The organism is Curtobacterium sp. PhB146 (genome assembly GCF_004342995.1).
In the GTDB taxonomy this organism is placed as follows: domain Bacteria; phylum Actinomycetota; class Actinomycetes; order Actinomycetales; family Microbacteriaceae; genus Curtobacterium.
Window position 1 is genome coordinate 338,466 of the sequence record NZ_SMBN01000004.1, and the last position, 20,369, is coordinate 358,834.

The 20,369-nt window shown below is 70.4% G+C and carries 16 protein-coding genes; 4 read left to right on the plus strand and 12 right to left on the minus strand.

The features are described 5' to 3' along the window. Nucleotides 1–4: 4 nt before the first annotated feature. The 8 genes from mraY to EDF33_RS16430 all read right to left on the minus strand — a co-directional run bounded on the left by mraY (nt 5) and on the right by EDF33_RS16430 (nt 9,459). Complete coding sequence (mraY, locus tag EDF33_RS16395) at nt 5–1,108, minus strand: phospho-N-acetylmuramoyl-pentapeptide-transferase (protein ID WP_123938314.1); 1,104 nt, start codon at nt 1,106–1,108, stop codon at nt 5–7. After that, nucleotides 1,105–2,610, minus strand: coding sequence for a UDP-N-acetylmuramoyl-tripeptide--D-alanyl-D-alanine ligase (gene murF / locus EDF33_RS16400; protein ID WP_132100590.1), 1,506 nt, complete (start codon nt 2,608–2,610; stop codon nt 1,105–1,107). Before murF ends, mraY begins: the two co-directional genes overlap by 4 nt. Continuing rightward, complete coding sequence (locus EDF33_RS16405; protein ID WP_131920608.1) at nt 2,607–4,277, minus strand: UDP-N-acetylmuramoyl-L-alanyl-D-glutamate--2,6-diaminopimelate ligase; 1,671 nt, start codon at nt 4,275–4,277, stop codon at nt 2,607–2,609. Before EDF33_RS16405 ends, murF begins: the two co-directional genes overlap by 4 nt. A gap of 14 nt (nt 4,278–4,291) precedes the next feature. After that, complete coding sequence (locus EDF33_RS16410; RefSeq protein WP_132100591.1) at nt 4,292–6,061, minus strand: penicillin-binding protein 2; 1,770 nt, start codon at nt 6,059–6,061, stop codon at nt 4,292–4,294. Nucleotides 6,062–6,110: 49 nt separating this feature from the next. Further along, nucleotides 6,111–6,827 carry a hypothetical protein gene (locus EDF33_RS16415; protein WP_123292459.1) on the minus strand — a complete coding sequence of 239 codons (717 nt, stop codon included), beginning with the start codon at nt 6,825–6,827 and terminating at the stop codon, nt 6,111–6,113. 1 nt (nt 6,828) lies between these two features. After that, the gene (gene rsmH, locus EDF33_RS16420; RefSeq protein ID WP_123292832.1) at nt 6,829–7,794 is read right to left on the minus strand and encodes a 16S rRNA (cytosine(1402)-N(4))-methyltransferase RsmH; all 966 of its coding nucleotides are present in this window, start codon (nt 7,792–7,794) and stop codon (nt 6,829–6,831) included. 106 nt (nt 7,795–7,900) lie between these two features. Continuing rightward, the gene (gene mraZ, locus EDF33_RS16425) at nt 7,901–8,332 is read right to left on the minus strand and encodes a division/cell wall cluster transcriptional repressor MraZ (RefSeq protein ID WP_071254530.1); all 432 of its coding nucleotides are present in this window, start codon (nt 8,330–8,332) and stop codon (nt 7,901–7,903) included. A gap of 731 nt (nt 8,333–9,063) precedes the next feature. After that, entirely contained in the window at nt 9,064–9,459 is a 396-nt protein-coding gene (locus EDF33_RS16430; RefSeq protein WP_132100592.1) for a DUF3040 domain-containing protein, read from the minus strand. A 131-nt stretch (nt 9,460–9,590) separates the two neighbouring features. On the opposite strand from EDF33_RS16430, the gene EDF33_RS16435 reads away from it, so the two are divergent. Then, complete coding sequence (locus EDF33_RS16435; RefSeq protein ID WP_243692475.1) at nt 9,591–10,688, plus strand: polyprenyl synthetase family protein; 1,098 nt, start codon at nt 9,591–9,593, stop codon at nt 10,686–10,688. A gap of 70 nt (nt 10,689–10,758) precedes the next feature. Here EDF33_RS16435 and EDF33_RS16440 read toward each other — a convergent pair whose 3' ends face one another. Continuing rightward, nucleotides 10,759–11,115: an Rv2175c family DNA-binding protein gene (locus tag EDF33_RS16440; protein ID WP_111085815.1), complete on the minus strand. Its 357-nt coding sequence runs from the start codon at nt 11,113–11,115 to the stop codon at nt 10,759–10,761. A gap of 171 nt (nt 11,116–11,286) precedes the next feature. Between EDF33_RS16440 and EDF33_RS16445 the strand changes: the two genes are divergently transcribed. Both EDF33_RS16445 and pknB read left to right on the plus strand, forming a co-directional pair. Then, a complete protein-coding gene (locus EDF33_RS16445) occupies nt 11,287–12,594 on the plus strand; it encodes a LysM peptidoglycan-binding domain-containing protein (protein WP_132100594.1) in 1,308 nt (435 codons plus the stop codon). Between the two features lie 82 nt (nt 12,595–12,676). After that, a complete protein-coding gene (gene pknB, locus EDF33_RS16450) occupies nt 12,677–14,743 on the plus strand; it encodes a Stk1 family PASTA domain-containing Ser/Thr kinase (protein WP_132100595.1) in 2,067 nt (688 codons plus the stop codon). A 308-nt stretch (nt 14,744–15,051) separates the two neighbouring features. Here pknB and EDF33_RS16455 read toward each other — a convergent pair whose 3' ends face one another. The 3 genes from EDF33_RS16455 to EDF33_RS16465 all read right to left on the minus strand — a co-directional run bounded on the left by EDF33_RS16455 (nt 15,052) and on the right by EDF33_RS16465 (nt 18,271). Next, nucleotides 15,052–16,437, minus strand: coding sequence for a 3-deoxy-7-phosphoheptulonate synthase class II (locus EDF33_RS16455; RefSeq protein ID WP_123340362.1), 1,386 nt, complete (start codon nt 16,435–16,437; stop codon nt 15,052–15,054). Between the two features lie 93 nt (nt 16,438–16,530). Continuing rightward, entirely contained in the window at nt 16,531–17,256 is a 726-nt protein-coding gene (locus EDF33_RS16460) for a lysophospholipid acyltransferase family protein (RefSeq protein WP_123292455.1), read from the minus strand. Between the two features lie 61 nt (nt 17,257–17,317). Further along, complete coding sequence (locus EDF33_RS16465) at nt 17,318–18,271, minus strand: ROK family glucokinase (protein WP_111085799.1); 954 nt, start codon at nt 18,269–18,271, stop codon at nt 17,318–17,320. Between the two features lie 185 nt (nt 18,272–18,456). On the opposite strand from EDF33_RS16465, the gene EDF33_RS16470 reads away from it, so the two are divergent. Further along, entirely contained in the window at nt 18,457–20,289 is a 1,833-nt protein-coding gene (locus tag EDF33_RS16470) for a long-chain fatty acid--CoA ligase (protein ID WP_132100665.1), read from the plus strand. Nucleotides 20,290–20,369 lie beyond the last annotated feature (80 nt).

Sequence of the window (20,369 nt, forward strand, 5' to 3'; positions counted from 1 at the left end):
CGGGTCAACCAACGCGTGCGATCCATTCGAGGTAGAAGAGGCCGACCCCCGCGGCGACGAAGAGCCCCGCGATGATCCAGAACCGGACGACGACCGTCACCTCGGCCCACCCCTTCAGCTCGAAGTGGTGGTGCAGCGGACTCATCCGGAAGATCCGCTTGCCGTGGGTGATCTTGAAGTACGCCCGCTGCAGGATGACCGAGCCGGTGACGATGAAGAACAGGCCACCGATCAGGATGAGCAGGAGCTCGGTGCGGCTGAGGATCGCGAGACCCGCCAGCGCCCCGCCGAGACCGAGCGAACCGGTGTCGCCGAGGAAGATCTGCGCCGGCGAGGTGTTGTACCAGAGGAACCCGATGAGCCCACCGCAGACCGCGGCCGCGACGACCGCCAGGTCGAGCGGGTTGCTCACGGTGTAGCAGGCGTGCTCCGTGCTCGCGTCGAGACGGGCACCACCGCAGATCTGGTTGGACTGCCAGAAGCCGATGATGACGTACGAGCCGATCGCCAGGATGCTCGAGCCGGTCGCGAGACCGTCGAGCCCGTCCGCGACGTTGACGCCGTTCGACGTCGACACCGTGAGCAGCACGATCCAGGCCAGGAACAGCACGGTGCCGATGACCGTGCCGAGCGCCATGAAGTCGAGCCACGGGATGTCACGGATCGCCGAGATCATGGTCGACGCCGGGGGCTTGCCGTTCGACGTCGGCACCACCAGGGCGACCGTGGCGAAGATGACGCCGACGATGACCTGGCCGAGGACCTTGGCCCACCCGCCGAGCCCGAGGCTCCGCTGGCGCCGGACCTTGAGGAAGTCGTCGATGAAGCCGACGAAGCCCAGCCCCACCATGAGGAACAGCACGAGCAGGCCGGACAGGGTGATCGAGTCACGTCCGACCAGGTGGCCGACGAAGTACCCGATCACGGCGCCGATGATGAGGACGATGCCGCCCATCGTCGCGGTGCCGCGCTTGGTGTGGTGCGACTGCGGACCGTCGTCACGGATGAACTGCCCCCACCCGAGACGGTGGAAGAGCTTGATGAAGAACGGGGTGAGCAGCAACGTGAACACCAGCGACGTAGCGCCGGCGATGAGGAGCGCGATCATTCGGTGACACCTCCGAGGCGGTCGCCGAGGAATCGCAGTTCGGCCGACTTCGAGGACTTGACCAGGACCACGTCGCCGGGGCGGAGCATGTCCTGGAGTGACCGGACGGCGTCGTCGACGTCCTCGATGAACACCGACTCGCCGTCCCACGATCCCTCGAGGGTGGCGGCCTGGTGGATGGGCATCGCGCCGCGGCCGACGACCACGAGCTGACCGATGCCGAGACGGACGACGAGCCGACCGATGCGGTCGTGCTCCTCGGTCGAGAACTCGCCGAGCTCGGCCATCTCGCCGAGCACGGCGACGGTCCGCTCCCCCGGGCGCACGATCTGCGCCAGGGTCCGCAGTGCCGCTGCGGTCGAGTCCGGCGACGCGTTGTAGGCGTCGTTGATGACGGTGACGCCCTCGGGGCCGCCCTGCAGCAGCTCCATGCGCCAGCGCTCGGCGCGCGTCATCGACGCGAGCGCCGCGGCGCCGTCGGCGAGCGGGACGCCCCAGCGGTGGGCGACCGTCAGGGCGGCAGCCGCGTTCATCGCGTGGTGCTCACCCAGGATCGCGAGGCGCACGTCCACGTGATCCGGGCCTCCCGTTCGGCCTCCGTCTGCAGACGGGTCGCCTACGGGGACGGGAGGCGCGGTGAGGGTGAAGCGGGTGCCGCTGCGGTCCGTCTCGATGCCGGTGATGCGGTAGTCGGCATCCGCCGACGTGCCGAAGCCGACCACCTGGGCGGCCGTCAGGTCGCGCATCGACGCGACCCGGTCGTCGTCGACGTTGAGCAGTGCGGTCGCGGAGGCGGGCAGGTCGGTGACCATCTCGGACTTCGCGCGCTGCGTCGCCTCGATGCCGCCGAACTCGCCGGCGTGCGCCAGGCCCACCTTGAGCACGACACCGACGTCCGGCTCGGCGATGCGGACGAGCGCCGCGATGTGGCCGACGCCGCTGGCCCCCATCTCGACGACCAGGAACCGGGTGTCGTACGTGACCCGGAGCATCGAGATCGGTGCCCCGACGTGGTTGTTGAAGGACCCCTGGGGCGCGACGGTCTCGCCGTGCTGCTCGAGGATCGTCCGGAGCATGTTCTTCGTGCTCGTCTTGCCGTTCGAGCCGGTGATGCCGACGACCTTGAGCGGTGCCGGACGCCCCTCGGCGTCGACGCGGTCGGCGGATGCCATCCGGACCCGGGTGACGACCTCGTGCGCGAGCGCGGCGAGTGCTGCGTAGCCGCCTGCGACGACGATCTGCGGCGCGGTGGTCTCGACGCGCTCGGGCGTGATGACCAGCGCGGCACCCGCCTCGGTCGCGGCGGACACGAAGCGGCGCCCGTCCGTGACCTCGCCGGGCAGGGCGAAGAAGACACTGCCGGGGCGGACCAGGCGCGAGTCGGTCTCGACCGAGCCCTCCACCACCAGGTCGCCGGGCTCGGCGACGTCGGTCGCCTGGGCACCACCGATCAGCTCGCCGCCGACCGCGGTGGCGATCTCGGCGAGGGTGAGCGCGATCATCGGAGGTCCTCGGCCGGACCGGAGTTCGGCTCCCAACCGGCTTCGCGCAGGGCCTGACGGGCCTCGTCGCGTGCCGAGTAGGGGGTGCGGACACCGGCGATGTCGCGGTAGTCCTGGTGGCCCGGGCCGGCCCAGAGGATCGAGTCGCCCTCACCGAGCAGACCGACGGCCAGGCGGATGGCGGCCTCGGGCGGGCTCACCTCGTGCAGCTCGTGGTCCGGGAACGCCTCGCGCGCGGCGTCGACCAGGGTCTTCCGGATCGACGCGGCGTCCTCGAAGCGGGGGTGGTGGTCGGTGACGACGAGGATGTCGCTGCCGGCTGCCGCGACGCGGGCCATGTCGCCGCGCTTCGTGGTGTCGCGGTCGCCGTCGGCGCCGAACAGCATGAGGACCTTGCCGGACGTGAACTGGCGGACGGCCGCGAGGGTGTTCTCGAACGCGTCGGCGCTGTGGCCGAAGTCGACGTAGACGCTCGGGCCGTGCTCGCCCGAGACCCGCTCGGTCCGGCCGGGCAGGTAGCACTCGATGGCGGACACGCGGCGCACGGCGCCGTCGCGGTCACGGTCGCTTCGGGCCTCGTGCTCGTCGCGGTCGTCTTCGTCCGGGTAGCGGCGGTGGTTGCTGTCGAGCGCGTGCGCGATGGCACCGAGCTCGAAACCGCCCTCGACCAGCATGACGATCGCCAGTGCGGCGTTCGCGGCCATGTGCCAGCCGATCAGGGGCACACGGGTGGTGAGCTCGCGGCCCTCGGGACCGGTCAGGCGGAACTCGGTGTACGCGGCGTGCGCCTCGACGATGTCGACGTGCCACTCGGCCTCGACGTCCGGGTGCACGGTGATCGTCGTGACCGGGATGCGGGAGTCCTGCACCACGCGGTGGCCCCAGTCGGTGTCCAGCGAGACGACGCCGCGACGGGCGTGCTCGGGCTGGAACAGCGGGAGCTTCGCCTGGTAGTACTCCTCCATGTCGGCGTAGTCGTCGAGGTGGTCGTGCGACAGGTTCGTGAAGGCCGCGACGTCGAAGACGATGCCGTCGACCCGGTGGCGGCTGAGGGCCTGCGCGCTCACCTCGACGGCGACCGCGCGCACCTCGCTCTCGCGCATCCGGGCGAGGAGCGCGTGCATCTCGCTGGCCTCGGGCGTGGTGAGACGGCTCGTCACGCTGAGCGTGCCGATGTGGCGCTCGGCGGTCGAGCTCAGGCCGGTGACCAGGCCGAGCTGCTTGAGGATCCCTTCGAGGATGTACGACGTGCTCGTCTTGCCGTTCGTGCCGGTGACGGCGAACAGCTGCGGCAGGTCGGTGGCCTCGTCCGGGTGGGTGCGGTACACCCAGGCGGACACGTCGCCCAGAGCGGCACGGGGGTCGTCCACGACGAGGACCGGCAGGCCGGCCGCTCGTGCGCTCTCCACGCCCGCGTCGTCGGTCAGGACGGCGACGGCACCGCGCTCGGCGGCCTCGGCGGAGAACTCCGCGCCGTGCCGGTTCGCACCGTGCACGCCGACGAAGACGTCACCCGGCTGCACCTCGGCGGCGCTCAGCGTGACACCGGTCGTCTCGACGGCGTCGAGGGAACCGACGACGCGGAGGCCGAACGCGTTCGCGAGTTCGGCGACCGCCCTCGGGGTCGGGTGTTCGGGCCGGAGGACCGGGGGGATCCGTGCGGACAAGTGTTCCTTCTTCCTCACCACGTGGACGGGTAGAGCTTCGCCTCGGACGCGGAGGGGGCTACTCGGTACTTCTCGAGCACCTGGGACATGAGTGTGCGGAACGCCGGAGCCGCTCCGCTCGACCACTTGTTGGTCTGCGGCTTCGTGAACGTCACCGTGACAACATACTGGGGGTCTTCGGCGGGTGCCATTCCGGCCACCGAGGTGATGCGCTGACCGCCGTAGCCCTTCGAGCCCTCGGCCACCTCGGCGGTACCGGTCTTCGCGGCGATGTTGTAGCCCGAGATCGGCTTCATGCCCACGAGCGTGCCGCCCGTGACCACGCTCTGGAGCATGTCGGTGACCTGGGTCGCAGCGTCGGCGGACACGACGCGCTGCTTCTGCACGTCGGGCGCGTCGATGGTCTTGCCGTCCGAGGTGGTGCAGCCCTTGACGAAGTGCAGCGGGATCCGGACACCGTCGTTCGCGATGGTCTGGAACACGCTGGCGACCTGGACCGCGGTCGTCGAGATGCCCTGGCCGAACATCGAGTTGATGTTCGTCTGCTGGTCCCAGTTCGGGCTCGAGCCGTAGTCCATCGACGGCTGGCCCGGGTAGTCGATCGCCGACTCCGGCTCGAACAGTCCGAACTTCTGCATGTAGTCGTAGCGCTGCTGGGCAGTGAGTCGCGCGCCGAGCTCGGTGATGCCGACGTTCGACGAGTTCTGCAGGATGCCCGTCAGCGTCAGGTTCTCGGTCTCGTGGAACTCGGAGTCGTGGATCGTGCCGCCCCAGGGGAAGGTGCGCGAGTACGGCACGACCGCCTGGTCGGTGGGACTCGACTTGCCCTGGTCGATCAGGGCGGCGGCGATGGCGGCCTTGATCGTCGAACCGGGCTCGTAGGAGTCGGTGAGCGCACGGGAGCCGAACGCCCCCTTGTCGGTCGTGGCGTCGACGTCGTTCGGGTCGACCGTCGGGTAGTCGGCGACCGCGAGCAGCTCGCCCGTCTTCACGCTCGTGACCGTGGCCGTCGCCGACGCCGCCTGCAGGGTCTTCGCGGCGGACGCGATGGTCTGCTGCGCCATGTACTGCAGGTCGCTGTCGATCGTCGTGACGAGCGTGCCGCCGTCCTTGGCCTGCTTCTTCGTCACGGTGCTGCCGGGCAGCTGGACGCCGTCCTCGCCGCGCTCGTACGTCTCCGAGCCGTTCGTGCCCGCGAGGCACTTGTTGTAGGCGTACTCCAGGCCGGCCTGTGCGCCGTCGGTGCCCATGAAGCCGGTGACGTTGCCCGTGGTCGCACCCGTCGGGTAGACCCGCGACGCCTGCTGCTCCTTGTAGATCCAGGGGATGCCGAGGTCGGTGACGGCCTCGTAGTGCTTCACGTCGAGGCCCTTGACCAGGTAGGCGAAGTCCGACTTCGGGTTCGCGGCGATGTTCTTCCGCATGGTCGCGACGTCGCCACCCGAGGCCTTCGCCAGGGCGGTGAGCGCCGTCGACACGCTGATGTCCTTGACCCGGGTCCCGCCGAGCTTGCCCTTGAACTTCTTGACCAGGCGCGGGGCGGTGGTGATGTTGTACCGGGTGACGCTGTCGGCGAGTTCCGTGCCGTTGCGGTCGACGATCGACCCGCGGGTGCCGTAGATCGTCACCGGGATGCTGCGCTTCTGGGTCGACTGCTCGTTGAGGGCCGAGGCCTGCACGACCTGGATGTCGACGAGGCGGACCACGAAGACACCCACCAGGGCGATCACGGCGATCATCACGATGCTGTAGCGCAGTCGGCGGTTGCGGATCGTCTTCGTCACGCGGTGCGGTCCTTCCCGGATGGTGCTGAGGGTGGTTCAGACCCGCAGGTCACCGGGTGGAGGGCGCCTGGAGCTGGTTCGCGTCGGACTCTACGGAGGACTTCGAGGAACCCCCGTCCGACGCGCTGGCGCCGCTCGTCTTCTCAGACGCGGCGCTGCCGGCCGTGCTGCTCGTCGCGCTGTCGGCGGCGTCATCGGCCTTCGCGTCGGCGCTGCCGGCGGTGCTGGCGCTGCCGGTGGTCGAGCCCGTCTCCTTGCTCGTCGACGTGTCGCCCTGCTTCGCGGCGAGGGGGACGTCGTTCAGCAGGGAGTTCGGCACCTGGTTCTCCGTGCTCGCCGTGGCCGGGTCGGCGACCGCGGGCGTCGGCGTGCCGTACACCCGGCCCGTCTTGGGGTCGAGGTACACCGGCGTGGAGTTGGCGATCATCCCGAGGGACTGCGCGTTGCGGGCCAGGTTCTGCGGCGAGTCGAGCACCCGGAGTTCCTCGGACAGCGACTGCTGCGTGCGGGACAGGTTCGTCTGCTCCGTGCCGAGGGCGCTCAGCGTGTAGGCCCCCTGGCTGAGCACCATGCTGATGCCGAGCTGGGCGAGCAGCAGGATGCCGAGCGCGACGACAGCCGTGACCGCGTAGCCGATGCGGGGCCGTGCACGGCGCTGGGCCGCGGTCGGCGTGACCTCGACGAGCTCCGGTCGGCTCTGGCGGTCCGGGCGCGGGGCGCGGGACGGGACGACGGCGGGGTCGACGAGTGCGAGGTTCGTGCTCATGTCACTTCCGGATCCGCTCGGCCGCGCGCAGGCGCACGGGTGTTGCTCGGGGGTTGGCGGCGCGCTCGGCCTCGTCGGCCAGCTCGGCGCCCTTGACGATCAGGGAGAAGGTGGGGGCGTGCTCGGGGAGCTCGACCGGCAGCCCGGCGGGGGCGCTCGACTTCGTGCGCGCCACCAGTGCCCGCTTGACGATGCGGTCCTCGAGCGACTGGTACGACTCGACGACGATGCGACCGCCGACCGCGATGGCGTCGAGCGCCGCCGGGATCGCACGTTCGAGGACGCTGAGTTCGGCGTTCACCTCGATGCGCAGCGCCTGGAACACGCGCTTCGCGGGGTGGCCCTGGCGCTGGATCGCGACCGGGGTCGCGTCGTGGAGCACCTGCACCAGGTCGCCCGACATCTCGAACGGCACGCTCGCGCGGCGGTCGACGATGGCCCGGGCGTAGCGGCCGGCGAGCTTCTCCTCGCCGTAGCGCTGGAAGATGCGGCGCAGTTCGCCCTCGTCGTAGGTGGCCAGGACGTCGGCGGCGGTCTGCCCTTCGGTCCGGTCCATGCGCATGTCGAGCGGGGCGTCCTGGCTGTACGCGAAGCCGCGCTCGGCCCGGTCGAGCTGCAGCGAGCTGACGCCGAGGTCGAACAGCACGCCGTCGACCTGGCGGAAGCCCTCGCCCTCGATCGCGTCGACGATGCCGTCGTACACGGTGTGCACCAGGCGGACGCGGTCGCCGAAGCGGGCCAGGCGCTCCCCCGCGATGCCGAGTGCGTCGGTGTCACGGTCGAGACCGATCAGCGTCAGGTCCGGGAACCGCTCGAGCAGCCCCTCGGAGTGTCCGCCCATGCCGAGCGTGGCGTCGACGACGACCTTGCCCGGTCCGTCGAGCGTCGGCGTGAACAGGTCGACGATGCGCTCGAGCATCACCGGCGTGTGCGGGAAGCGTGGTGTCCCGTTGTCGTTGTCGGCCATGTGCAGCCCCTCGTCTTCCGGGCCGCGGGTCCGGATCCCCATCCATGCGACCTGACATCGGGGAAGTGATGTCAGGGCTTCACGGCTGGGAGTCCCGATCCACGGATCAGAAGATCCCCGGGATCACCTCCTCGTCGTTGTCGGCGAACGCCTCTTCGGCTTCGGCGTAGTAGGCCTCCCACGCGGTGGTCGACCAGATCTCGGCACGGTCACCGCTGCCGATGACCGTCAGGTCCCGCTCGAGCCCCGCGTACTCACGGAGGTTCTGCGGGATCGTCACGCGGTTCTGCTTGTCGGGCTGTTCGGCGCTGGCCCCCGAGAGGAACAGGCGCATGTAGTCCCTGGTGCGCTTCGACGTCATCGGTGCGGTCCGGATGCGTTCGTGGAGTTCCTCGAACGTCCGGGCACTGAAGACCACGACGCAGCGTTCCTGGCCGCGGGTCATCACGAGTCCCCCGGACAGTTCGTCCCGGAACTTGGCGGGGAGGATCACGCGACCCTTCTCGTCGAGCTTCGGGGCATGAGTACCGAGCAGCACGTCGGGCCTCCCCTCCGCTCCACCGGACCGTTGCAAGCCCCACTTTACTCCACTGCCCTCCCCTCGGCCAGGATTCCGCTCCCTTTTCGCCCCGTGGCACCCCTTTTGGGGCCGTTTCGGCAGCGCCGAAGCCCGGACAGCGGTGGCGGATGCCCGTCATGCCGGGGATCTGGGCGGGAGAGGTGGGCGTGGAGGAAAGTGGAGGACTTTCGCAGCCAGTGGAGCGTCCCGTGGCGCGCCGAGGCTCACGGTCGGCCCCACCACGGCCGGCCGCCGGTCAGCGCACGGTCACGACGCGCTGCCGCCGCGACGCCGAGTGGTCACGAACCGTCGCTCGCGCGGACCCCAGCCGACAGTTCGTGACCCCCGGGCAACCACCGCGCGGCATGTCGTGACCACTCGCGCGCACACGCGGCGACGGTCCACGCCCGGCCTGGAGGCCCACCCCACCTCCGCCACGTCACTCACGTGGGCCAGCGGTCGGCTCCACCACGGCCGGCCGCCGGTCAGCGCACGGTCACGACGCGCCGCCGCCGCGACGCCGAGTGGTCACGAACCGTCACTCGCGCGGACTACAGCCGACAGTTCGTGGCCCCGGGCAACCACCGCGCGGCATGTCGTGACCACTCGCGCGCACACGACACGGGAACGCCGCGGCCAACGCCCCGGGCACGCGAAACGGGGCCGGCCCGAAGGCCGGCCCCGTCACGAGGGAGGAGTGTGGAGGGCTGCTACTGCCCCTGGTCGTTCCGCTTGTCCCAGCGGTCGTTCATGCGGTCCATGAAGGACCCGCCGCCGCCGTTGGCCGGACGAGCCGAACCACCGGACGCCGGAGCACCCGACCGAGCGGGCTTCGCCTTCGGTGCACGCATGCCCGGGCGCAACGCGAAGAGGACACCGGCGAGCATCACGACGAAGCCGAGGATGCCCAGCAGCGGGGCCTTGATCACGAGACCGACGATCACGATCGCGACGCCGGCGAGTGCACCGAGCACTCCGAGCGTGATGGCTGTGTACGTCGGACGACCCTGTCGACGTGTGACACGCGCCACGAAATCGGAATCGTTCTGGTAGAGGCTGCGCTCCATCTCTTCGAGAAGGCGCTGCTCCTGTTCCGAGAGCGGCATCTTGGTTCCCTCTGTTCCTGGGATCGACGCGGGGTTGAACAACCGGGCTGGAAAACACTCGGTTGAGTGGACCGATTCTATGTCCCAACCGCTCCACTAGGGTAGGGACTGTGGCTGAGAGTACGCGATTAGTGGACCTCGTATCGGCGCGTATCGACCGGGCACTCGACGAGCAGCGTGAACGGCTCCTCGCGATCAGCCCCGATCTCGCCCCGTTCGACCTGTACGCCCGAGATCTGCTGTCCGGTGGCAAGCGCTTCCGGGCGCTGTTCTGCTACTGGGGATGGCAGTCGGTGGCGGGCCGTTCGGGCTCGTTCGACCCGCTCGCCGAGGGCTCCCGTCAGACCACGGCCGAGGCGATCGTCACGGTCGCCGCAGCGCTCGAGGTCTTCCACGCAGCGGCCCTGGTGCACGACGACATCATGGACCGCTCAGACACCCGCCGTGGGCGTCCCGCAGCACACCGCCGGTTCGAGTCCCTCCACCAGGAGTCCGGCTTCGTCGGCGACCGCGGGCAGTACGGCACGAATTCGGCACTGCTGCTCGGCGACCTGCTGCTGTCGCTCAGCGACTCGGTGTTCGACGAGGGCCTCGCGCTCCTCGACCCGGTGCGCGCCCGCATCGTGCGCCAGGAGTTCCACGCGATGCGCCTCGACGTCACCGCGGGCCAGTACCTCGACGTGCACGAAGAGACCGCCTGGCCCGTCATCGACGAGTCCGAGCACCTGCTCCGCGCCCAGCGCGTCATCGTCTTCAAGTCCGCGAAGTACTCGATCGAGGCACCGCTCGTCATCGGCGCGCTGGTCGCCGGCGCGAGCGACTCCCAGCTCGAGGGTCTCCGCGCCTTCGGGCTCCCCCTCGGCGTCGCCTACCAGCTGCGCGACGACATACTCGGCGTGTTCGGCGACCCCGAGGTCACCGGCAAGCCCGCCGGCGACGACCTGCGCGAGGGCAAGCGGACCGTGCTCATCGCCTCGGCCCGCAAGGCGCTGGCCAGTGGCCCGCGGCAGCTGCTCGACGAGCTCCTCGGCGACCCCGACCTCGACGAGGAGCAGGTGCAGATGCTCCGCGCCACCCTCACCGAGTCCGGTGCGGTCGCCGCGGTCGAGCGTTCCATCGACCGGCACGTGCAGCGTGCGAAGGCGGCGCTCGACGCGTCGCCGTTGACGCCGTCGGCACGCGAGCAGCTCGCGTCGCTGGCCGACACGGTCAGCCGCCGGTCGTCCTAGACGCACCACCAGGACAGACGGGAGGCCCGGTGCCAGCTGGCACCGGGCCTCCCGTCTGCTCGGAACGCGTCTAGAGCAGCGACTGGGCCACGCGACGCACCTCGGCCTTGCGACCGGCGCGCAGCGCCGCGATGGGCGAGACGCCCATCGAGTCGTCGACGGTGAGCATCCAGCGGACCGCCTCGTCGTCGGTGAAGCCGTTGTCGCTGAGCACGGTCAGGGTGCCACGCAGCTCCGGCATGGGCTCGCGGTCCTCGAGGAACTCGCTCGGCACGCGCAGGACACCACCGACGCGGGCCGCCAGCAGGGTCTTCTCCTCGAACAGGCGGTGGATCCGGCCGGGGCTGGTGCTGAACAGGTCCACCAGTTCGGGGACGGTCAGCCAGCGCTCGGAGAGGGAGAGGTCGTCGACGGGTGCAGCACTCACACGCCCATGGTGCCAGAGCGGGGCACCGAGTGAGTACGCACCGTTCGTCACATTCGTCACACGCACCACATCCGGCTCTCTGGTTGACTTGGGAATCACACCATGCCAGCGTTGTGCCACCTGTGAGTGCGCGCATGCACGCGCACGGGACAGTCGAGATCAGGAGAAACCGTGGACAACGCTGCAGACGAAGCCGCCCGGCGCGCACGATCCGCCCGGTTCGCGACCATGCCCATCGTCCTCGCGGGCACGATCGCGGTGACCGCCGGCCTGACCGGCCCCATCGCGCACGCCGAACCGCGACACGACGACGCGGACTCGAACCACAAGCGCCACGTCGACCAGGACCGCAACGTCGGCAACCGTCCGGTCTTCGGCACCGCGGTCGCACGTCCGTCGCAGACCGTCGTCACGACGGTCGCCGCGACGACGAAGGCAGCCGCCCCCACGACCTACACCGTCCGTCAGGGCGACACGGTCTCGGGCATCGCCGCCCGCTTCGGCCTGTCGGCGCAGGAGGTCCTGGTGCGGAACGGCCTCGGCTGGAACACGATCATCCACCCCGGGCAGACGCTGCACCTGGCGTCGACGCCCGCGGTGACCACGGCGCGCACGACCACGAGCGTCGGATCGACGTCCGGGTCGGGGTCGAGCACCTCGAGCTACCACGTGAAGTCGGGCGACACCGTGTCCGGCATCGCATCGCGGGTCGGCGTGTCGACCACGGCGCTCCTCAGCGCCAACAAGCTCTCGCAGCGCAGCGTGATCTACCCCGGTCAGACGCTCCGGGTGCCGCACGGCTCGTCCGGTGGCGGCTCGGTGTCCACGGCCACAGCGTCGTCGGGCTCGTCGGGCTCGTCGGGCTCGTCGAAGTCGAGTGTGAAGATCTCCTCGGGCGACACGATCGGCTCGATCGCTGCGTCCCACCACGTCTCCGTCGCCTCGCTGCTGTCGGCGAACGGTCTGACCTACACGAGCACGATCTACGCGGGCAAGACCCTCGTCATCCCGTCGTCGAGCACTGCTGCGACGACCGCCGCCGCGCCGTCGCGTGCCGCGGTGAGCGCCGCCGTCGGACTGAGTGCCGAGCAGCGCCAGAACGCGGCCACCATCGTCGCCGTCGGCCGCTCCCTCGGGGTGTCCGACCGCGGCATCGTGGTGGCCCTGGCCGCCGCGATGCAGGAGTCGAGCCTGCGCAACCTGCCCCACGGCGACCGCGACTCGGTCGGTCTGTTCCAGCAGCGGCCGAGCCAGGGCTGGGGCAGCGCGGCGAAGCTGCAGGACCCCGCGTACGCGACGAAGCTGTTCTTCGGCGGTCGCAGCAACCCGAACGTCGGCAAGACCCGCGGGCTGCTCGACGTGCCCGGGTGGTCGTCGATGAGCATCACCGACGCTGCCCAGGCCGTGCAGCTCTCCGCCTACCCCAAGGCCTACGCCAACTGGGCGAGCGCCGCCCAGGGCTGGCTGGCCACCCTCTGAGTCTCATCCGGAAGATCGAGATTGGGTCACGACCGGTGCGCCGGTGCGGTGTCGTGCAGTCTCGATTCGTAGAATGCCGCCGATGACCACCAACGCCGCCACGGATCCGATGATCGGTCGCATGATCGATCAGCGGTACCGCGTCCGCTCCCGCATCGCGCGCGGAGGCATGGCGACCGTGTACCTCGCGACCGACGTCCGCCTCGAGCGACGCGTCGCGATCAAGATCATGCACGGGCACCTGGCCGACGACCAGGCCTTCCGTGAGCGCTTCATCCAAGAGGCCCGGTCAGCCGCGCGGCTGTCCCACCCGAACCTGGTCGGCGTCTACGACCAGGGCGCCGAGGACGACACCGCCTACATCGTGATGGAGTACATCCCGGGCATCACCCTGCGGGACCTGCTGCAGGAGCACCACGCCCTGACGCCCGAGCAGGCGACGGACATCCTGCGCGCCGTGCTGGCCGGACTCGCCTCGGCCCACCGCGCCGGCATCGTGCACCGCGACCTGAAGCCCGAGAACGTCCTGCTCGCCGACGACGGCCGCATCAAGCTCGGCGACTTCGGCCTGGCCCGGGCGACGACGGCGAACACCGCGACCGGGGCCGCCCTGCTCGGCACGATCGCGTACCTCTCCCCCGAGCTCGTCACCCGTGGCGCCGCCGACTCACGCAGCGACATCTACGCGCTCGGCATCATGCTCTACGAGATGCTCACCGGCGAGCAGCCCTACAAGGGTGAGCAGCCGATGCAGATCGCCTACCAGCACGCGAACGACACGGTGCCCGTCCCGAGCGCCGCGGTGTCCGGCGTCCCGCCCGAGCTCGACGAGCTCGTCGCCTGGTCGACCGCCCGCGATCCCGAAGACCGCCCACGCGACGCCCGCGAGATGCTCGACCACATGGCGGGCAATCAGCAGCGCGCCACGGGCCAGTACCGGACCGCCGTGCTGCGGCCCGAGAACGCGACCGCCATCCTGCCGTCCGGCGGCGGGACCGCTGCCGGTGGCGGCGCTGCTGCCGCCGGTGCCCGTGCTGCTGCCGCCGACGCACCGGCGGCCACCGATGCCACGGCGATCATCGACAGCCCCGACCGCGGGCGTCCCACGACCCGGAACCGCAACACCGGTCCGGGTCCGCGCCGCACGGGCGCGCAGCCCGGGGTGCTCTCGCCCGCGGGACAGCGCCTGGCCGACCTCTCCGCGAAGCGTCGCAAGCGCGGCTGGATCGCGCTGTCGGTCTTCGTCGTGCTCCTGCTCATCGGCGCGGGCTTCGGCTGGTACTTCGGGCCGGGGCCGGGTGGCAACGTGCGCATCCCGGAAGTGACGGGCAAGTCGGTCTCGCAGGCCCGGCAGCTGCTCGAAGCCCAGGGCCTGCACGCGGCGTCGAAGACCGGAACCCGGTTCGACGCCGTCGTCGCGAAGGGACAGGTGTCCATCACCAAGCCGGCCGCGAAGCGCGAGGTGCAGAAGGGCACCTCGGTGCAGCTCGTCGTGTCGAACGGGCCGAAGATGATCGCGCTTCCGACGATCGTCGGGCAGCCGATCTCCACCGTCACCGCCGCGCTCGACGACGACTTCGAGCTGCAGGACAACCGGTACGAGTTCTCGGCCGACGCCGCGAAGGACACCGTCATCGCGGCGACCGGCCGCGCGTCCGGCGGCAAAGCGCTCGACCTGACGTCGGTCAAGGCCTACGGCGAGACCGGCCCGGTCACGCTCACGGTGTCCCTCGGCGCCGTGCCGGACGTCGTCGGGAAGACCGTCGACCAGGCCTCCGCGGAGCTCGACGCGGTCGGCCTCATCCTCGGCGCCCGCACCGAGGAGTTCAGCGAGGACGTCCCCACCGGACAGATCGTCTCCGCCGAGGTGCAGGACTCCCCCGCCGTGCGCGGCACCGCGATCGACGTCGTCGTGTCGAAGGGCCCGACGCCGATCACCCTGCCCGAGGACGGCGTCGTCGGCTCGACCATCAACGAGGCCACCGCGACGCTCGAGGGCCTCGGGCTCAAGGTCTCCGTGCCCGACTGCACGAACATCTTGTGCGGGTTCTACGACTGGAAGTCGTCGCTGCCGGTGACCGGTACCGACCCGGGCGCCGGAGCCACGGTGTACCGCGGCGACACGGTCACGCTCTCCTACGACCAGTAGGCGGTCGCGCTCGCCCGGTCCGGGCCGGTCCGGTCCGGTCCGCCGAAGCGACACTTGTCCGCACGGCCTCGCCGAAGGCACCGCGAAAGCGACAGTGTGCCGCCGAACATCGGCGGCACACTGTCGCTTTCGCGGACCGGCGCGGGAAACGCGTCGCGGGGCGCGAGGTGGGCGCAACCGGACGGCGGACGGGAGGCGCGGGGCAGGGCCACCACGGGCCTCCCGTCCGGTACGCGGAAGCGACAGAACCCCGCGAACGGTTCGCGGGGTTCTGTCGCTCTGGCGGGACTGACGCGACCCGCTGCGCGCTACGCGCGCACGTGCGGGTGCGCGCCGAGCTCCTCGGCCACGAGGAACGCGAGCTCGAGCGACTGCATGTGGTTCAGCCGCGGGTCGCACAGCGACTCGTAGCGGGTGGCGAGGGTGGCCTCGTCGATGTGCTCCGACCCGCCGAGGCACTCCGTGACGTCGTCACCGGTGAGCTCGACGTGCATGCCACCCGGGTACGTACCGACCTGGCGGTGCGCCTCGAAGAAGCCGAGGACCTCGTCCACGACGTCGTCGAACCGACGGGTCTTGTAGCCCGTGGGCGTGGTCAGGCCGTTGCCGTGCATCGGGTCGGTGACCCACAGCGGGTTGGCGTCCATGCCCTTGATCGCCTCGAGCAGCTTGGGCAGCTCATCGCGGATCTTGCCGGCACCCATGCGCGTGATGAACGTCAGGCGGCCGGGCTCGCGGTTCGGGTCGAGCTTGTCGACCAGGGCCTTCATGTCGTCGACGCTCGTGGTCGGGCCGAGCTTCACGCCGATCGGGTTCCGCACCCGCGACAGGAAGTCCACGTGGGCACCGTCGAGGTCACGCGTGCGCTCCCCGATCCAGATGAAGTGGCCGGAGGTGTCGTACGCCAGACCGGACCGTGAGTCGATGCGGGTCATCGGGCGCTCGTAGTCCATGAGCAGACCCTCGTGCGACGCGTAGAACTCGACGTGCTTCAGTGCCTCGAAGTCGGCACCGCAGGCGTCCATGAAGCGGATCGCGCGGTCGATCTCCTTGGCGAGGTGCTCGTAGCGAGCGTTCGCCGGGTTCGACGCGAAGCCCTTGTTCCACGAGTGCACCTGGCGCAGGTCGGCGAAGCCACCCTGCGTGAAGGCGCGGACGAGGTTCAGCGTCGACGCGGCCGTGTGGTAGCCCTGCACCAGGCGGCGGGGGTCGGCCGTCCGGCTCTCCGGCGTGAAGTCGTAGCCGTTCACGATGTCGCCGCGGTAGGCGGGCAGCGTGACGTCGCCGCGGGTCTCGAAGTCGCTCGAGCGCGGCTTGGCGAACTGCCCGGCCATGCGACCCATCTTGATGACGGGCATCGACGCACCGTAGGTCAGGACGACGGCCATCTGCAGGATCGTCTTGACGCGGTCGCGGATGGAGTCGGCGGTCGCGCCGGCGAAGGTCTCGGCGCAGTCACCGCCCTGCAGCAGGAACGCCTTGCCCTGTGCGGCGGCGGCGAGCCGCTCGCGGAGCTTGTCGACCTCGCCCGCGAAGACGAGGGGCGGCAGCGTGGCGATCTCGGCCGAGGCGGCCTCGGCCGCTGCGGCGTCGGGCCACGTGGGCTGCTGCTTGATGGGGAGGGTGCGCCAATAGTCGAGGCCCTCGATGACGTCCGGATCCTGCAGGGCGACGAAGTCGGTCGACTCGAACAAGGGCGTTACCTCGGTGTTCTGTGCGGGCGGCCCGCCTGGCCGCTGGAAGGCGGCAGAACGGGCGTCCTGGCGGAGTGCCGGGACCATCAGAGCCTAACGTGCGGGCGACGACTTCCGTTCCCGCATGACTGCCTCGCGTGCGGAGCTCGCGCGTTCCTTGACGCTCGTCGCGTAGACGTCGACGTACTCCTGACGGCTCAGCCCCGCGAGCTCGTGCATGACCTCGTCGGTGACGCTGCGCAGGATGAACCGGTCGGTCTCGAATCCCTGGAAGCGCGAGAAGTCGAGCGGCTTGCCGAACACCACGCCGACGCGCTTGATCTTCGGGAAGCGCTGCCCGATCTGCTGCACCTCACGCGTGCCGACCATGGCGACGGGGACGACGAGCACCCGGCCCTCGAGGATCATCCGCGCGATGCCGGTGCGACCGCGGTAGAGCTTGCCGTCGGGGCTGCGGGTGCCCTCCGGGTAGATGCCGAGCTGCTCGCCGCGCGCCAGGACCTGCAGGCCGGTGCGGAGTGAGGCCTCGGACGCCTTGCCACCGGAGCGGTCGATCGGCAGCTGGCCGATGGCGTTGAAGAACGTCTTCGTCGCCCAGCCCTTGAGCCCACGCCCGGTGAAGTAGTCGCTCTTCGCCAGGAAGGACAGCCGCCGGTCGAGCACGGCCGGCAGGATCACCGAGTCGATGAACGAGATGTGGTTGGACGCGAAGATGACCGGGCCCTTGGCGGGGACGTTCTCACGGCCGACCACCCACGGGCGGAACAGGGTGAGGATGAGCGGGCCGAGCAGGAAGTTCTTCAGCAGCCAGTAGGTCATCGACGACTCCAGGTGGTGGGGTGGGCCTGAGCGACCCTACGCCGTGCGGGCCGGTACGCGGTTACGCCGTGCGGGCGTGGATGCGGGCCAGGTCGGCGGCGCCGACGACTCCGGCGTCGTTCACCAGCTCGGCGATCACGAAGTCCGGCTCGGGGTGGTAGCCACGCGCCGGCAGGTTGTTGAGGTACGCCTGCTTGATCGGGTCGAGCAGCCGGTCCCCCGCGCTGGCGACCCCGCCGCCGAACACGAACAGCTGCGGGTCGAGCACCGCGGACAGCGAGGCGCAGGCCTCACCGAGGTGACGGCCGAGGCGGCGGAGCGCCGCGAGGGCACCCGGGTCGTCGGCCAGGATCAGGTCGCCCACGATGTGTCCGTCGAGCTCGCCGCCGTTGGCTTCGCGCGCGTCGGCCAGCGCGGAGCCGATGCCGCCGGCGTCGGCGACGTCGTTCGCCATCCGCTGCAGGGCACGGCCGGAACCGTACTGCTCGATGCAGCCACGCGCGCCGCAGCCGCACGGCAGACCGTTCGGCACGATGCGCAGGTGGCCGATCTCGCCGCCGGTGCCGAACCCACCGCGGAACAGGCGGTCCTCGGTCACGATGGCGCCGCCCACACCGGTGCCGATGGTGAGCATCGTCATGTCGGAGACGAGCCGGCCGGCGCCGAAGCGGAACTCGGCCCACCCGGCGGCGTTGGCGTCGTTGTCGACCGTGATGTGCAGGTCGCCGAGGCGCTGCTGCAGCTTCTGGCGCAGGGGCTCGTTCCGCCACCGGATGTTCGGCGTGTAGTAGACGATCGACTGCGAGGCGTCGATGAAGCCCGGGGCCGCGACGCCGACCGCGCCGACCTCGTGTCCTGAGCTGAGTCGCTCGACCATCGAGACGACGTCGTCGAGCATGGCGTTCGGGTCCGCAGCGTTGGTGGCCACGCGGTCCTCGGCGATGATCTCGCCGAGTTCCGTCACGACCGCTCCCGCGATCTTGGTGCCCCCGATGTCGATTCCGATGGCGTGCACGGTCCAAGAGCCTACCGGTTCACCGCGAACTCACGGAACGCCCGGTGACGCGTCCTATGCTGACTGTGTCGCCTCGCAGGATGAGGCGCCCTCGAATCGAACCGGCAGACAAGGGAGTCACCGTGAACGATCAGCGACCCGAACGCGCCAGTCAGGTCCCGACCGGGAGGCACGCCTCGCGTCCGATGAGCGGCCCCGTCGCTCCTGACCACGGCTCCGCAGCGCGGCTGCTCGGCGACCGCGCCCGGCTGACGCCGTCGCGTCCGATCCTGGCCCAGCGCCACGGCGACACGTGGACGACGATCACCGCCGGCGAGGTGCTCGCACGGGTCCGCGGCATCGCGAAGGGCTTCGTCGCCGCCGGCCTCGAGCCCGGCGCCCACGTCGCGATCCTGTCCCGCACCCGCCTGGAGTGGACCCTCGTCGACTTCGCGGTGTGGACGGCAGGACTGGTCTCCGTCCCCGTCTACGAGACGAGCTCCCCCGACCAGGTCCGGTGGATCCTCTCCGACTCCGAGGCCGTCGCGATCGTCGTCGAGCAGGAGGAGCACGCGCGTCGGGTCGCCTCGATCGCCCCGGACCTGCCGCACCTCGGGCAGCACTGGACGATCGACGGCGGCGGGCTCGACGACCTGACCCGGCTCGGCGAGGACGTCACCGACGACGAACTCGACGCGCGGACGGCGTCGGTGCACGGCCACGACGACGCGACGATCATCTACACCTCCGGGTCGACCGGACGCCCGAAGGGGTGCGTCCTGCGGCACGACAACTTCACCGCGACGGTCGAGAACGCCAGTGTCGCGATGCCCGAGGTCGTCGCGGACGGCGCCTCGACCCTGCTCTTCATCCCGATGGCCCACGTGTTCGCCCGCTTCATCGCGGCGATGTCCGTGTCCGCCGGGGTACTGGTCGGCCACGAGCCGGACACGAAGGACCTCATGCAGGCCGTGTCGTCGTTCAAGCCGTCCTTCCTGCTGGCCGTCCCCCGGGTGTTCGAGAAGATCTACAACGCCTCCGAGCAGAAGGCCGACCGCGGCGGCAAGGGGAAGGTCTTCCGGGCTGCTGCGAACACCGCGGTCGCCCACTCCGAGGCGCTGGCCGCCGGTCGGGTCCCGCTCGTGCTCGGCCTGAAGTTCAAGCTGTTCGACAAGCTCGTCTACGCGAAGCTCCGGAACGCCCTCGGTGGCCGCACCGAGTACGCGGTCAGCGGCTCTGCGCCGCTCTCGCCGCGGCTGTCGCACTTCTTCCGGTCGATCGGGGTGCTCATCCTCGAGGGCTACGGACTCACCGAGACGACCGCGCCCGCCACCGTGAACCGTGCAGCGGACCTGCGCATCGGGACGGTCGGACCGGCACTCCCCGGGGTCGAGATCCGGATCGCCGACGACCAGGAGATCCTGATCCGCGGCGTCGACGTGTTCGACCGCTACTGGCGGAACGACGAGGCCACCGAGCGGGCGTTCACCGACGACGGCTGGTTCCGCACGGGCGACCTCGGACGGCTCGACGACGACGGCATCCTGACGGTGACCGGACGCGCCAAGGAACTCATCGTCACCGCGAGTGGCAAGAACGTCGCACCGGCACCGCTCGAGGACGGCGTCCGCGAGCACCCGCTCATCGGGCAGGTCGTGGTCGTCGGCGAGGGCAAGCCCTTCATCGCCGCCCTCGTCACGCTCGACCGCGAGATGCTCCCGGGGTGGTGCGAGAGCCGCGGGATCACGCCGGCGCTCTCCGCGCACGAGGCCGCGTACGACGAACGCGTGCTCACCGCCGTGCAAGAGGCCATCGACACCGCGAACGGCCGGGTCTCACGAGCCGAGTCGGTCCGGTCGTTCACGATCCTGGACACCGAGCTGACGGAGGGGTCCGGACACCTGACGCCGAAGCTGACGATCAAGCGGTCGGTCATCCTGCGCGACTTCGCGGCCGACATCGACCACATCTACTCGGGGTCGAAGGTGCAGACGACCGCGACGCCCGTCATCGAGGAGCGTCGCGCGCGCCGCGCGTAGCGCGTAGCGTCCCGCCGTCTCGGCGTACCGGGGCGTTTCGGGCGTACCAGGTCGTTTCTTCCGACCAGGTACGCCCGATT

Bases quoted from the DNA above. Each gene is read 5' to 3' on its own strand.
- pknB (WP_132100595.1), top strand. From the start codon at position 12,677: ATGACCACCAACGCCGCCACGGATCCGATGATCGGTCGCATGATCGAT.
- rsmH (WP_123292832.1), bottom strand. From the start codon at position 7,794: ATGGCCGACAACGACAACGGGACACCACGCTTCCCGCACACGCCGGTG.
- EDF33_RS16470 (WP_132100665.1), top strand. From the start codon at position 18,457: ATGAGCGGCCCCGTCGCTCCTGACCACGGCTCCGCAGCGCGGCTGCTC.
- EDF33_RS16460 (WP_123292455.1), bottom strand. From the start codon at position 17,256: ATGACCTACTGGCTGCTGAAGAACTTCCTGCTCGGCCCGCTCATCCTC.
- EDF33_RS16415 (WP_123292459.1), bottom strand. From the start codon at position 6,827: ATGAGCACGAACCTCGCACTCGTCGACCCCGCCGTCGTCCCGTCCCGC.
- EDF33_RS16430 (WP_132100592.1), bottom strand. From the start codon at position 9,459: ATGCCGCTCTCGGAACAGGAGCAGCGCCTTCTCGAAGAGATGGAGCGC.
- murF (WP_132100590.1), bottom strand. From the start codon at position 2,610: ATGATCGCGCTCACCCTCGCCGAGATCGCCACCGCGGTCGGCGGCGAG.
- mraY (WP_123938314.1), bottom strand. From the start codon at position 1,108: ATGATCGCGCTCCTCATCGCCGGCGCTACGTCGCTGGTGTTCACGTTG.